This window comes from uncultured Ligilactobacillus sp., assembly GCF_948826705.1.
Taxonomy (GTDB): domain Bacteria; phylum Bacillota; class Bacilli; order Lactobacillales; family Lactobacillaceae; genus Ligilactobacillus.
The window spans coordinates 52,653-65,110 of the sequence record NZ_CAQLEL010000112.1; the positions used below are offsets into that span (position 1 = coordinate 52,653).

Annotated in this window: 10 protein-coding genes and 1 other annotated feature; all 10 genes read left to right on the forward strand. The window is 40.9% G+C overall.

Annotated features, from left to right (window positions below; all coding sequences use genetic code 11):
- Positions 1-68 precede the first annotated feature (68 nt).
- The gene (gene ezrA, locus Q9Q35_RS07845; protein ID WP_304652867.1) at positions 69-1,781 is read left to right on the forward strand and encodes a septation ring formation regulator EzrA; all 1,713 of its coding nucleotides are present in this window, start codon (positions 69-71) and stop codon (positions 1,779-1,781) included.
- 133 nt (positions 1,782-1,914) lie between these two features.
- The gene (locus Q9Q35_RS07850) at positions 1,915-3,063 is read left to right on the forward strand and encodes a cysteine desulfurase family protein (protein WP_304652868.1); all 1,149 of its coding nucleotides are present in this window, start codon (positions 1,915-1,917) and stop codon (positions 3,061-3,063) included.
- A gap of 18 nt (positions 3,064-3,081) precedes the next feature.
- Positions 3,082-4,299 (forward strand): tRNA uracil 4-sulfurtransferase ThiI, encoded by a 1,218-nt coding sequence (gene thiI / locus Q9Q35_RS07855; protein WP_304652869.1) that lies wholly within the window; start codon positions 3,082-3,084, stop codon positions 4,297-4,299.
- A 40-nt stretch (positions 4,300-4,339) separates the two neighbouring features.
- Positions 4,340-4,545 (forward strand) — a binding site (T-box leader).
- A 54-nt stretch (positions 4,546-4,599) separates the two neighbouring features.
- Positions 4,600-7,263, forward strand: a complete 2,664-nt coding sequence (locus Q9Q35_RS07860; protein WP_304652870.1) for a valine--tRNA ligase — start codon at positions 4,600-4,602, stop codon at positions 7,261-7,263.
- A 94-nt stretch (positions 7,264-7,357) separates the two neighbouring features.
- Positions 7,358-8,629: a folylpolyglutamate synthase/dihydrofolate synthase family protein gene (locus Q9Q35_RS07865; RefSeq protein ID WP_304652871.1), complete on the forward strand. Its 1,272-nt coding sequence runs from the start codon at positions 7,358-7,360 to the stop codon at positions 8,627-8,629.
- A gap of 16 nt (positions 8,630-8,645) precedes the next feature.
- Entirely contained in the window at positions 8,646-9,302 is a 657-nt protein-coding gene (locus tag Q9Q35_RS07870; protein WP_304652872.1) for an HAD family phosphatase, read from the forward strand.
- A gap of 49 nt (positions 9,303-9,351) precedes the next feature.
- Positions 9,352-9,975 carry a RadC family protein gene (locus tag Q9Q35_RS07875; protein ID WP_304652873.1) on the forward strand — a complete coding sequence of 208 codons (624 nt, stop codon included), beginning with the start codon at positions 9,352-9,354 and terminating at the stop codon, positions 9,973-9,975.
- 9 nt (positions 9,976-9,984) lie between these two features.
- Positions 9,985-10,191 carry a cold-shock protein gene (locus tag Q9Q35_RS07880; RefSeq protein WP_304652874.1) on the forward strand — a complete coding sequence of 69 codons (207 nt, stop codon included), beginning with the start codon at positions 9,985-9,987 and terminating at the stop codon, positions 10,189-10,191.
- A 312-nt stretch (positions 10,192-10,503) separates the two neighbouring features.
- Entirely contained in the window at positions 10,504-11,508 is a 1,005-nt protein-coding gene (locus Q9Q35_RS07885; RefSeq protein ID WP_304652875.1) for a rod shape-determining protein, read from the forward strand.
- A 94-nt stretch (positions 11,509-11,602) separates the two neighbouring features.
- Entirely contained in the window at positions 11,603-12,451 is an 849-nt protein-coding gene (gene mreC / locus Q9Q35_RS07890) for a rod shape-determining protein MreC (RefSeq protein WP_304652876.1), read from the forward strand.
- The last annotated feature ends 7 nt before the right edge of the window (positions 12,452-12,458 follow it).

The following is a 12,458-nucleotide window of genomic DNA, read 5'->3' on the forward strand; positions in this document are numbered from 1 at the left end:
TTATACGTAATTGCCAATTCTGGCAAGTGATAAAGTTTAAGCTAGCAATTTAAAGGATGGGACATCAGATGGTAGTAGTTTTAGTTACAATTGTATTAGTTGCGGTCGCAATCTATGCAAGCGTACTTTTCTTTCAGCGTTCATTTGAAGAACGGATCACAAAAGCTAAAAGTAGCATAGAAGAGATCCTCGACTCACCGCTTGAGGAAGAACTCGAGGAAGTTAAAAAAATGACATTATCAGGAGATAGTTTAAGTGAATTTGAAGCAGTAGAACACTCCTATTATGTTTTGGTGAACCAACAATTACCTGAGATCTCAGAGTATTTGAACAAGTTGCAAGCTGAATTAGAGCATTACCGTTTTTGGAAGATCAATGGTGAGCTCAAGCAAAATGAAGCTCAGTTAGCTAAAGCTCAGCAACGATATGAGCAATTAAAGCTTGAGTTAGCTGAGATCAAACAGACTGCTGAGATCCACAAAAAAGCGATCGGTGAACTCAAAGAAGAGTATCAAAAGATCAGAAAGACTTTACTAGCAAAGAATTTCTCTTATGGGCCAAGTATCGATGAACTAGAAAAAGAATTAGCGACATTAGAAAAAGATTTTGACGAGTATTCTAAAGTGACTGAAGAAGGTGATTATGCTAGATCAAGCGAACTTTTAGAAAAACTCAAGCAACAAACACGTTTGTTGAAGATCGCGCTAAAGAAATTACCACCGATCTATCGTAATTTAAAGAATATTTTCCCAGAACAATTGCAGGAATTAAACGCTGGCTATTCCAAATTGCAAGCTGAAAAATATGGCTTTAAAAAAGATCTGGCAAAACACTTGGATGCTATCAAACAAAATTGTAAAGAAAATGAAGCTAACTTAAAGCAAGCTGATGTACCTAAAGCTGAGACCCTTGATCAACAGATCGCCGATATGATCGATGAAGCTTATGACATCATGGAAAATGAGTATAACGCTAAACTTAAGGTAATACGGCAAGAAAAGCATCTAGCTGACTTTATTGAACATGCCAAGCATCAAGAAAAAGAATTATTGATCGAATTGGATCGTTTGAGCCAAAATTACACGCTCAACCATAATGAAATGGAAGAAGCGCATGCATTGAACGAACAGTTAAAGAAGATCGACAAGAATTTTATCGCTTATATGCAAGCTAAGCCAAAAGATGTGATCGTCTATTCTGAAGTGTTAGAACAGCAAACAGCTGATCTGGAAGCTTTAAAGAAGATCGAACTCAAACAAAAAGAGATCGGTGAAAGTGTGGCTGATCTCTTTGAAGAAGAAAAAGAAGCCCAAGCGGCAGTTCAAGGCTTTGATAATGATATCCACCGTTTGAAGCGTGAGGTCGAGATCTTGAATTTACCAGGGCTTCCCAATGATTACGTTGAATATTTCTTCAAGGTCGGACGTGAGATCGAAAGTTTGGATCAAGACCTAAACAAGATCCAGATCGATATGGAACAGATCGCACGTGATCTGATCAATACGCAATCAGATCTTGACGTTTTGGCACAAAAGACCCAAGAGATCATCGATAGTTCAACTTTGACCGAAGCAATGTTGCAATATTCTAACCGCTATCGGACACGTTATCCAGAGGTTGCATCTGCATATGCCCATGCAGTCGAGCTTTTTAACAAGAATTATGACTATATGAGAGCCTTAGATGTTATCTCTGAGGCACTTGAAACGGTTGAGCCAGGGTGTTATAAACGGATCGAAAATGATTATAAGGCGGGAAATGACCGGCGCGAAGTCATCTAAAATATTTGCTAAGGACTAAAGCTAAGTTGCACAACTAAGCTTTAGTCCTTATAATTTGTAATGGCAAATTAATTTGTACTTTTTGTGATTATAAATTACAATAAGTAAGTTAAATTATTAAAGAGGGGTCAGCATGATATATTTTGATAACAGTGCAACGACAAAAGTTCATCCAGAAGTTTTAACGACCTATACAAAAGTCAGTGAAGCGATCTGGGGCAATCCTTCCTCGTTACACAAAATGGGTGAAAATGCCTATAATCTACTTGAACAATCCCGAGCACAGATCGCAGAACTCCTTGGGTGTCAAAAAGAAGAGATCTTTTTTACTAGTGGGGGTACAGAAGGCGACAATTGGGCGATCAAAGGAACAGCGCTCGAAAAAGGGATCTATGGTAAACACTTGATCACGACACAAGTTGAACATCCAGCCGTGCTCAATTCGATGAAACAGCTTGAAAAGTTAGGCTTTGAAGTCACATATCTACCAGTTGATGAAAATGGGAGAGTATCAGTTGAAGATCTAAAACAAGCTTTACGTAAGGATACTATCTTAGTATCAGTTATGGCGGTCAACAACGAGGTCGGAACGATCCAACCGATAAATAAGATCGCCCAAGTCTTAGCTGATCATCCTAAAGTTCATTTTCATGTCGATGCAGTTCAAGCGGTAGGTAAGGGGTTAACTGATCTGATCATGGATGAAAGAGTCGATCTAGTGACTTTTTCAGGTCATAAATTCCATGCTCCACGTGGCGTTGGTTTTTTGTACAAGCGATCTGGGCGAAAATTAGCGCCACTTTTATCTGGTGGTGGACAAGAGAAAAATTTGCGCAGTAGTACAGAGAATCTTCCGGCGATCGCTGCAATGGCTAAAGCCTTACGCTTATTGCTGGAAAATGAAACAAAAAATGTTGTGCATGAACAAGCGATCCGGCAAAAGATCTTTGAGCATTTACAAAAGTTTGATAAAGTGACGCTTTTTTCACAGTTGGATGATAAGTTTGCGCCACATATCTTATGTTTTGCGATCGCAGGCGTACGCGGTGAAACGATCGTCCATGCGTTTGAAGATCAAGGCGTCTTTATCTCGACGACTAGCGCTTGTTCATCTAAAAAAGGTCAAGTTTCATCGACCTTACACGCAATGCAAGTCGATGATAAGATCGCAACCTCTGCTGTACGTATCAGTCTAGATGAAAATAATACGATGGCTGAAGCAGATAAATTCAATCAGATCTTTGATGATATCTATCAAAAATTTTTAAAGATCAATTCGTAAAAATAGAAAGGAAGCAAGATGCAATATACAGAAATTATGGTTCGTTATGGCGAACTTTCAACTAAGGGTAAAAACCGACGTAACTTTATCGATCGCTTAGGTTTCAATGTTCGGCAAGCAATGCATGATTTTCCAGAGTTAGTGGTCAAAGCTCATCGTGATCGGATGCATATTCAATTAAATGGCGAAGACTCGACTAAAGTCATGGAACGTTTGAAACAAGTTTTTGGGATCCAAAACTTTTCACCTTCGATCCGGGTCGCTCGTGATGTCGAAGAAGTCAAGAGAGTCGCTACACAAATGGTGGCTGAACGATTCTGCGAAGGGATGACCTTCAAGATCAACACACGCCGCTCTGATCATAACTTCCAATACGATACTAACGAATTAAATGATATGTTGGGGGGCCACATCTTAAAGACGGTCCCAGGGATCAAAGTCAAGATGAAAGAGCCGGATATGATCTTACGCGTTGAAGTTCGGGCTAATGGGATCTATCTTTCTTCTGAAACGATCGATGGTGCCGGTGGTCTTCCGGTCGGGACAGCAGGCAAAGCCATGTTGATGCTTTCTGGTGGGATCGATTCGCCAGTTGCCGGTTATTTAGCAATGAAACGTGGAGTGGATATTGAAATGGTCCACTTCTTTAGCCCACCATATACCAGTGAACAAGCTTTGAATAAGGCTAAGGAATTGACTGCTAAGTTGACCCCATATGTTGGTCGGATCCAATTTATTGCTGTGCCATTTACTGAGATCCAAGAGACGATCAAAGAAAAAGTTCCATCTGGTTACTTGATGACGATCCAACGGCGCTTTATGTTGCGTTTAAGTGAAATGATCGCCAAAAAGCGTAATGGTTTAGCGATCTTTAACGGGGAAGCTCTGGGGCAGGTAGCTTCACAAACACTGGAAAGTATGGCAGCGATCAACGATGTAACGACGATGCCGGTTTTACGTCCAGTAGTTTCGATGGATAAAAATGAGATCATCAAGATCGCTCAAGATATCGATACATTCGATCTTTCCATCCAACCATTTGAAGATTGCTGTACGATCTTTGCGCCACCAGCTCCCAAGACTAAGCCAAAGATCGATAAGGCACGTTATTACGAAGAACGCCTTGATGTTGAAGGTCTGTTAGCTCGGGCAATGGAAAATATCACGATCACAGATATCAAGATCGGTGATGGATTTATGAACGAAAAACAAGCAGATTTCGCAGAGTTGCTATAAAAAGCGCTTGACGCGTTCTTATTTCAAGGCTAAAATACATCTATAAGCTTTGAACAAGAGGGTCTGATCGCAAACTGTTTTCAGAGAGAAGCGGGTGGGTGCGACGCTTTAACAGACGATCAGATAGTAGCTTGTGAGCTGTCCTACTGAAACTAAGTAAGTAAGACCGGATATCTATTCGTTAACGCAGATCAAAGAGGGGTAAAGACCCAATTTAGGTGGTACCACGGCACTGTCGTCCTAAGCGGATGGCGGTGCCTTTTTGTTTAGATCCGGTCAAGATAAGAAAGGAAGATAATAATGGCACGTGACATCGAAATGTCAACCAAATACGATCCTAGTCAAGTTGAACCAGGACGTTATCAAAAATGGGTCGATGCTGGTTTGTTCAAGCCAAATGGCGATCAAGAAGCTAAACCATATTCGATCGTGATCCCACCACCAAACGTGACTGGTAAGTTACACTTGGGCCATGCTTGGGATACAACGTTACAAGATATGTTGATCAGACAAAAACGGATGCAAGGTTTTGATACCTTATGGCTTCCTGGGATGGACCATGCTGGGATCGCAACGCAAGCCAAAGTTGAAGCACGTTTAGCTGAAGAAGGGATCTCCCGTTATGATCTAGGCCGTGAAAAGTTCATCGATAAGGTTTGGGAATGGAAAGGTGAATATGCTGATATCATTCATGCACAATGGGCTAAATTAGGTCTTTCTTTGGATTATGACCGCGAACGTTTTACCTTGGATGAAGGATTATCTCATGCTGTTAGACGTGTCTTTGTAAAATTATATGAAAAAGGCTTGATCTATCGTGGTGAATACATCATCAACTGGGATCCAAAGGCTCGGACTGCTTTATCCGATATCGAAGTTATCCACCAAGATGACGAAGGGGCCTTTTACCATGTAAAATATCCATTCGTTGATGGAACGACATTTAATGGTAAAGACTACATCGAGATCGCAACGACACGTCCAGAAACGATGATGGGTGATGTGGCTGTGGCAGTCAATCCAAAAGATGAACGCTACAAAGACTTGGTCGGTAAAGAAGTACTCTTGCCACTTCAAGGTCGTCATATCCCGATCATTGCCGATCAATATGTTGATCCTGAATTTGGGACAGGGATGGTGAAGATCACTCCAGCGCACGATCCTAATGACTTTGAAGTCGGTAACCGTCATGACTTAGAACGGATCAACACGATGAACGATGATGGGACGATGAATGAACGGGCTGGTAAATACAATGGAATGGATCGCTTTGATGCCCGTAAAGCGATCGTTAAAGATCTTGAAGATCAAGGTTACATGTTAAATATCGAAAAGATCACGCACAGTGTGGGTCACTCAGAACGGACTGGTGTTCCAGTTGAAGCTCGTTTATCAACGCAATGGTTCGTTAAGATGAAACCTTTAGCCCAAGCTGCTTTGGCTAACCAAGATTCTGATGATCGGGTCGACTTTGTACCAGAACGGTTTGAAAAGACTTTCACCCAATGGATGGAAAATGTTCATGATTGGGTCATTTCACGCCAATTATGGTGGGGGCATCAGATCCCAGCTTGGTATAACAAGCACACGGGTGAAACTTATGTTGGTGAAGAAGCTCCAGCTGATATCGAAAACTGGGAACAAGATCCTGATGTTTTAGATACCTGGTTCTCTAGTGCTTTATGGCCATTTTCAACGATGGGTTGGCCAGATACGGATGCACCTGATTTCAAGCGTTACTTCCCAACTAATACGTTAGTCACAGGTTATGATATCATCTTCTTTTGGGTCTCACGGATGATCTTCCAAAGTATCGAATTTACTGGTCGTCGTCCATTTAAGGATGTTTTGATCCACGGTTTGATCCGTGACGAACAAGGACGGAAGATGAGTAAGTCACTTGGTAACGGTATCGATCCAATGGATGTGATCGATAAGTATGGTGCTGATGCTTTACGTTGGTTCTTATCCAATGGTTCAGCACCAGGTCAAGACGTTCGTTTCTCCTATACGAAGATGGATGCAGCCTGGAACTTTATCAATAAGATCTGGAATGCAAGTCGCTTTGTGATCATGAACCTTGATGAAGATACGACAGCTACTTTGCCAGCTAAAGCAGAATGGCAACTAGCTGACAAATGGATCTTGAGTCGCTTGAATGATACTGTCAAAGAAGTGACTCGCCTCTTTGATAACTATGAATTTGGTGAAGCAGGTCGCGCGCTTTACAACTTCATCTGGAATGATTTCTGTGATTGGTACATCGAAATGGCTAAGGAAAACTTGACAGGTGACGATGCTAAAGCTAAGCAAAATACTCAAAGTATTTTATGCTATGTCTTGGACCAAACATTACGTCTCTTACATCCGATCATGCCATTTGTAACTGAACAAATTTGGTTAGAAATGCCACATGAAGGTGAATCTTTGGTAACCGCTACTTACCCAGTTGAACATCCAGAATTCGATGATCAAGCAGCCGAAGAACAAATGGACAACTTGATCGAATTGATCAAAGCTGTGCGTAACAATCGAGCCGAAGTTAATGCACCAATGTCTTCAGCGATCGATATTTTGATCAAGACGACTTCTGAGACGACTAAAGCAGTCTTTGAAAACAACCAAGAATATATCGAACGTTTCTGCCATCCAAAACATCTTGAGATCGGTGCTGATGTGACAGCTCCAGCCTTAGCGATGACTTCTGTGATCACAGGTGCTGAAGTTTACTTACCGTTAGCTGATCTGATCGATCTAAATGAAGAGATCGCACGTTTGGAAAAAGAAGCTAAGAAATTAGGATCTGAAGTGACACGTGGTGAAAAGAAACTTGGCAATGAACGCTTCGTTGCCAATGCACCAGCTGAAGTTGTTGCTAAAGAAAAAGAAAAATTAGCAGGTTATCGTGAAAAATTAAGCGCAACTAACGAACGGATCAAGGATCTAAAAGCTCAAGTTGATTAATTTTTAAATAACGCTTGCCTTTCGGGGTGAGCGTTTTTTATGTGCTTTGTGTTATACTGGAAATAAGATATTTTTAGGTGAATGAGGCGAAAAAATGCAGATCAAAAGCTATACTGAAGCGGTCGAATTTATTCATGGACGTCGCAAATTTACAAAGTCCCCCGATTTAGAGCGGATGCGCCGTTTTGCTCATTATTTGGGTGATCCACAAAAAAAGACCAAATTCATCCACGTTACGGGGACTAATGGCAAAGGGTCGACCGTTGCTTTTTTAAGTGAACTTTTGCAAAGCCAAGGATTTACGGTCGGGACCTTTACCTCGCCTTACATCACGCGCTTTAACGAACGGATCGCGCTTAATGGCGAACCGATCAGTGATCAGATATTGGTAGAGCTGTTAAATGAATTATTACCAGTCATTTCACGACTTGATAAAGAATATGCTGGTGAAGGACCTAAGGAATTTGAAGTCGTCACAATGCTGATGTTTTTATATTTTGCTAAGATGGCACCTGATTATGCGGTCGTTGAAGTGGGTATCGGCGGTCTTTATGACTCGACTAATATTTTGACACCTGAGTTAGCGGTGATCACTGAGGTTGCGCTAGATCATACTCAGATCTTAGGGGATACTTTGGCTAAGATCGCCACAGCAAAAGCGGGGATCATCAAACAAGCTCGGCCGGTCGTCGTTGGAAAATTAGTGCCAGAATGTTTGGCTGTTATTCAAGCACAGGCTGTAAAAAGAAATGCTTCTTTGTACCAAGCGGGAGTAGATTATACGTTCTTGCCTGAAAAAAGAGCTAGTGTTTGGGGTGAAAGCTTTACATATCAAGGTTTCGGGATCAAAGCTAAGCTAGCGATCTCATTGTTAGGGCAATATCAAGTTGCCAATGCTAGTTTGGCTGTGAGTGCATTTTTGATCTTGGCTAAAAGAGATGGCTTTTCTCCAACTCTAAGAGAGATCAAAACTGCTTTAAAACAGACAAAATGGGCTGGACGCTTTGAAAAGATAAATGATGAGCCGTTGATCGTTTTGGATGGAGCGCATAATGCTGATGCGGTCCAGCAATTAGTTCAAACATTAAAACAAAATTTTGCCGATAAACAGATCTATGTCATCATTTCGGTCCTAGCTGATAAGCAAGCTAAGGCTATGGTAGCCAAATTAGAGCAGTTACCAAATGTCGAGTTGTTTACGGTCAGTTTTGATGCGCCACGTGCAGTCAGTCATGAACAAGGTCGTTTCTATGAAGCATGGCCAGAAGCTTTGGCTGAGGTCATGCAAGAGATCTCAAGCGACGATATGCTACTATTTACGGGTTCGTTATATTTTGTATCGGAAGTAAGAAACTATTTTATTTAGATCGTGAGGATATAAGATGGATTTGAAATTAGTGATCTTTGATATGGATGGTGTCGTATTTGATTCTGAAAAAGTGTATTTTGAAGCTAATAAGCTAGCGGCTGATAAACTCCAAATGCCAAACTACACTTTAAAATATTATAAGCAATTTATCGGAGCAGGGACAGAACCGATGCTTGCCCAGATGGCTAAAGATTATGGTAGCCGTGAGTTGGTCGATCGTTTTTATCAGATGAGTATGGATAATGTTTATCCGATCGTAGAAGCCGGAAAATTAGAATTAAAACCTGGCTTTAAAGAATTGACTGCTTATTTGGATGAACAAAGTATCCCTTATGTCATCGCTTCAAGCAATTTCAAAAAAGATATCGAATACTATTTGGAAAAGACAAATATTTCAGGGCGCTTTGCTCATATCGTTTCGGCTGATGACGTGACACATGCTAAGCCATCACCGGAGATCTTTGAAAAAGCGTGGAAAAAAGCTGGCTGTCCGGCTAAAAACGAAACTTTGATCATTGAAGATTCATTGAATGGTGTCAAAGCAGCTAATAATGCTAAGATCCCAGTCGTTATGGTGCCAGATATCATTTTGCCGACCGTATATGAGAAAGAACATACAGTGGCGATCTTGCCCGATCTAGTGGCTGTACGAGATCTCATCAAAAAATAAATGATTTTTAGCCCCGTTTGCGAATTTTATAAAGTAAGGGGGCTTGAAAATGAATTTAAAGAATTTAACAGATAAGATCGTTTTAAGTGAATTATTGGGATTTTTGCTGGATAACCAATTAGCTGATCAAGTGGTCGAGCGCTACTTTATGCAGGCTGATTCTCTAGCGCAGTTCCAGTATTTTGGAGTTACTGATTGGACCAAGTTGACTGCTGACACCAAACTCCAGTATTATTTATTGCTTTTATGTGAATTTGCTAAGCGCTATGCTTTAAAACCACCGTTAGAATTGGGTCAGATCTGTTCTAGTAAGGTGATCGGTGAGTATATGAGTGCTAAGTTAGCAATGCGTAAACAAGAAGTTCTGTGGGGTGTCTATTTAGATACTAAAAATCAGATCTTAGCCCAAGAAGAGATCTTTGTGGGAACGCTAAATGAAGCTACAGTCCATCCAAGAGAGATCTTGAAATTGGCACTAAAGTACAGTGCAGCCCGCTTTATCGTGGTCCATAATCACCCTAGTGGTCAGGTGACACCTTCACCCAATGACATCGCTTTGACCAGACGTTTACAGGCGTGTGGCGAGCTTTTAGGGATCGCTTTATTGGATCATATTATCGTTGGCGAGCATACATATTTGAGTATGCGTGAAGAAAAAATATTAATTAGATAGGTGGATTTTATGTTACAAGGAACAGTACGTCGTTTTAATAAGGATAAAGGTTATGGTTTTATCTCTCCTGACAATGCGCCTAAAGAGGATCTTTTTGTCCATTATACGGCGATCGAAAAATCAGGTTACAAGATCTTAGAAGAAGGTCAAAGAGTCGAATTCGTTGAAGTTGAGGGTAAAAAAGGCTTTCAAGCGGCTTTAGTCACGATCCTGTAAAGGTTAAGATATTTTAAAAAAATTAGTTGAAATGAAAATTTATCTAGGTTAAATAAAAATTAAGCTTTGATTTATGATATAATACTGAAATTGAAGATGATCAATTTCAAAATTTATAAAATTTTTTGCTAGCTAAAGTAACTGATCGAGTTAGCTGAAAGTTTTTTCAAAAAAGGATCAAAAGTTTTTCTTTTTAATTGTTATTGCTAAGGTAAAAACATGAAAATATGTTGGAAACACGGCGATTCAATGTTACAATTAAAATATCTTGAATTAAGTACTCATTTAGAGTTTGCGAAGGGATGAAACAACGTGTTCGGAATCGGAACAAAAAATATCGGGATCGATTTAGGGACTGCTAATACGATCGTTTATGCTGAAAATAAGGGGATCGTGTTACGCGAACCTTCTGTCGTAGCTAAAAATACTAAAACTGGCGAAGTCGTATCTGTTGGTTCAGAAGCGCGTGATATGATCGGGCGTACACCAGCAAGTATCGTAGCGATCCGTCCAATGAAAGACGGTGTCATTGCGGATTATGATACAACTGTTTCCATGATGAAATACTATATTGAAAAAGCTGTTGGTAGCAAGACTGCTAAGCCATATGTTATGGTCTGTGTACCTAGTGGTGTAACCGAAGTTGAAAAGCGTGCTGTGATCGATGCTACTCGAGTTGCGGGAGCTAAAGATGCATACGTGATCGAAGAACCATTTGCGGCTGCGATCGGTGCGGGTCTACCAGTTATGGATCCAACCGGTAGCATGGTCGTTGATATTGGTGGTGGGACGACTGACGTTGCAACGATCTCCTTGGGTGGGATCGTATCTAGCCGTTCGATCCGGATGGCTGGTGACAAGATCGATGATTCGATCATCTACTATGTACGTAAAAATTACAACTTGTTGATCGGTGAACGTACAGCTGAACAATTAAAGATCAATGTTGCATCTGCTTCTATTGAAGCTGCTAAGGAATTAGATAGTCAAACGATCCGTGGGCGTGATCTGGTAACAGGTCTACCTAAGACGATCGAGATCCGTCCAGAAGATGTAGCTGAAGCGATCCAAGAAGTAGTGCAAGAGATCATCACCGCTATCAAAGAAACACTAGAAGAAACATCTCCTGAGATCGCGGCTGACGTGATCGACCATGGGATCGTTCTAACTGGTGGGGGTGCTTTATTACGCCACTTACCAGATGTGATCTCTGAAGCAACAAAAGTGCCTGTGTTCGTGGCGCAAGATCCACTTGATTGTGTGGCTGTTGGGACAGGTGAATCACTTAAAAGCATTGACGTAATGAAGAAAAGATAAATAGGCGGTTAAAGTCTAGAGTTAGGAGGTTGGGGTTTAGTCGTCCAGCCTCTTAATTTTTAATGCGGATCTTATCGAGTTCAGGAGGTTTTTTATGCAAAAGTTTTTTTTCAATAAAAAACTTGTTATTACACTGGTCGCTTTGATCATCAGTTTTTTACTGATCGCATTTTCGATCACAGTGCGTAATAATCGATCGATGCCAACGTTTGTGCAACAGTTTGGCAATGAAGCTTTTGGTCTAGTTGATCGGGTCATTAGTTTTCCAGTTGCCGGAGTTGCTCATGTAGGGGGCTCTGTTTCTGATCTACTCAACACGTATGAGGAAAATCAAAAATTAAAGCAACAGATCGATAGTTTGGCAGCCGATAAAGTTGAAAATCAGACCTTACGTAAGGAAAATAAACAATTAAAAGAACAGTTGAAATTAGATGAAAGCTTGACTGATTATTCAAAGATCAGTGCCCATGTTTTATCACGGACACCCTCTTCTTGGCAAAATCAGATCATAATCTCAAAGGGATCATTTGCAGGTGTGACTAAAAATGCTGCGGTTTTGTCACGTAAGGGCTTAGTCGGACGTGTCGTTGAAGTCAATAAGACCAATAGTAAAGTCGAATTGCTCACGACGCAAAATGATTCGGCTAACCGCTTTGCAGTCCAACTAGAAAGTGATGGTGAGGTGATCAACGGCTTGATCACTGGCTATGACAAACAAAAAAATCAGTTGATCATGGGACAGATCACTTCTAAGAAAAAGATCAAGAAGAATACAGAGGTCATTACTTCTGGAATGGGTGGTAATACACCTAAGGGCTTATTGATCGGAAAAGTTGTCAAGACAACGGATGACGATGATGGTTTAGCTACAAAAGTTTATATCGAGCCAGCTGCTGATATGACAGATCTTAGTGTTGTGACCGTGGCTAAACGTGCAGACTAGGGGGCAT

Excerpts from the sequence above, each read along its gene's own strand:
- Q9Q35_RS07880 (WP_304652874.1), top strand. The coding sequence starts at position 9,985 with ATGTTACAAGGAACAGTACGTCGTTTTAATAAGGATAAAGGTTATGGT.
- Q9Q35_RS07850 (WP_304652868.1), top strand. The coding sequence starts at position 1,915 with ATGATATATTTTGATAACAGTGCAACGACAAAAGTTCATCCAGAAGTT.
- ezrA (WP_304652867.1), top strand. The coding sequence starts at position 69 with ATGGTAGTAGTTTTAGTTACAATTGTATTAGTTGCGGTCGCAATCTAT.
- Q9Q35_RS07860 (WP_304652870.1), top strand. The coding sequence starts at position 4,600 with ATGGCACGTGACATCGAAATGTCAACCAAATACGATCCTAGTCAAGTT.
- Q9Q35_RS07870 (WP_304652872.1), top strand. The coding sequence starts at position 8,646 with ATGGATTTGAAATTAGTGATCTTTGATATGGATGGTGTCGTATTTGAT.
- Q9Q35_RS07865 (WP_304652871.1), top strand. The coding sequence starts at position 7,358 with ATGCAGATCAAAAGCTATACTGAAGCGGTCGAATTTATTCATGGACGT.
- Q9Q35_RS07875 (WP_304652873.1), top strand. The coding sequence starts at position 9,352 with ATGAATTTAAAGAATTTAACAGATAAGATCGTTTTAAGTGAATTATTG.
- thiI (WP_304652869.1), top strand. The coding sequence starts at position 3,082 with ATGCAATATACAGAAATTATGGTTCGTTATGGCGAACTTTCAACTAAG.
- mreC (WP_304652876.1), top strand. The coding sequence starts at position 11,603 with ATGCAAAAGTTTTTTTTCAATAAAAAACTTGTTATTACACTGGTCGCT.